The organism is Synechococcus sp. R55.7 (assembly GCF_047461955.1).
Taxonomy (GTDB): domain Bacteria; phylum Cyanobacteriota; class Cyanobacteriia; order Thermostichales; family Thermostichaceae; genus Thermostichus.
Genome location: NZ_JANSIC010000359.1, coordinates 1 through 1,228, shown reverse-complemented (window position 1 = coordinate 1,228; position 1,228 = coordinate 1). Strand labels below are relative to the sequence as shown.

Annotated in this window: 2 protein-coding genes; both read left to right on the top strand. The window is 60.8% G+C overall.

What is annotated here, in order from left to right:
• A partial coding sequence (locus NW820_RS12470; RefSeq protein WP_414407653.1) for a HupE/UreJ family protein occupies positions 1–516 on the top strand: 516 nt, incomplete at its 5' end.
• Between the two features lie 87 nt (positions 517–603).
• Positions 604–1,053, top strand: a complete 450-nt coding sequence (gene ndk, locus NW820_RS12465) for a nucleoside-diphosphate kinase (protein ID WP_414407652.1) — start codon at positions 604–606, stop codon at positions 1,051–1,053.
• Positions 1,054–1,228 lie beyond the last annotated feature (175 nt).

Here is a 1,228-nt window from a genome sequence, read left to right as displayed (position 1 = left end):
GCCTGGGAGGGATTTCTCTCCGGGCTGGCTCACCCTGTCATTGGCTTGGATCACCTGGCCTTCGTCGTGGCCATCGGTCTTGTGGCGGCGGGGCAGCCCTGGCGCTACGGGATCCCTTTGGGCTTTGTGTTGGCAGGTCTGGTGGGCACTGGGATCCACCTGGCCGGCTGGGATCCCCTGGGACTGACGGAGCTGGCCATTGCCTCTTCCGTGGTTCTCTTCGGCTTGCTGCTGGTGCAACCGCGGCAGATCCCAAGTTGGCTCTTGCTAATAGGGGGATCCCTGGCGGGGCTATTCCATGGCTATGCCTACGCCGAAACCATTATCGGCGCCCAACCCATGCCTTGGGTGGGATATCTACTGGGGTTGAGCACCGTCCAGTATGGGGTAGCTCTCCTGGCCCTTTGGGCAGCAGAACGCTGGGGGTTGCGGATCCCTGGCTTAACTCGCTGGGCCGGCTGGGCGATTACAGTGGTGGGGGCTGCCTTCCTGACCTTGGCAGTGGTGGGCGCGTAAAAAGCGCTAATTTTGCTCCCTTGCGCTCGGGATCCCCGATCCGGTACAAGGATAGCGGTGAAGATCTGTAAAACGAGGGGAGATCCCATGGAGCGCACCTTTATTGCCATCAAGCCAGACGGCGTGCAGCGGGGGCTGGTGGGCACCATCATCCAGCGCCTGGAGAGCCGGGGCTACCAATTGGTGGGCCTGAAGCTGGTGCAAGTGAGCCAAGAGCTGGCGGAAGCCCACTATGCCGAGCACAAAGAGCGCCCCTTCTTCCCCGGTTTGGTTCAGTTCATCACCTCTGGGCCGGTGGTGGCTATGGTCTGGCAGGGCAAAGGGGTGATTGCTGCCGCCCGTAAGCTCATCGGCAAGACCAACCCCCTGGAGGCAGAACCGGGCACCATTCGCGGCGATTTTGGCATCGACATTGGCCGCAACCTCATTCACGGCTCCGATGGAGTTGAAACCGCGCAGCGGGAGATCGCCCTTTGGTTCGATGAGTCGGAATTGGTGAGCTGGACACCGGTTGCCCAAAGCTGGATTTATGAGTAGGTACTTGCTGCAGGCAAGGGGTAGTCGTGTTCGCAGGTTCCAGACCGGAAGTAGTGCAGAGCGCTAGGGCCGTGTTTCGAACTGGCTTCGGCTGGCCGCAAGCGGCTCTGTTGGAAGTGCCTTGAACCACCCCTTCTCTGCCAAAACTCGAGCGGCAAGCAGGATCTGTTTGCTA

Bases quoted from the DNA above. Each gene is read 5' to 3' on its own strand.
- ndk (WP_414407652.1), top strand. From the start codon at position 604: ATGGAGCGCACCTTTATTGCCATCAAGCCAGACGGCGTGCAGCGGGGG.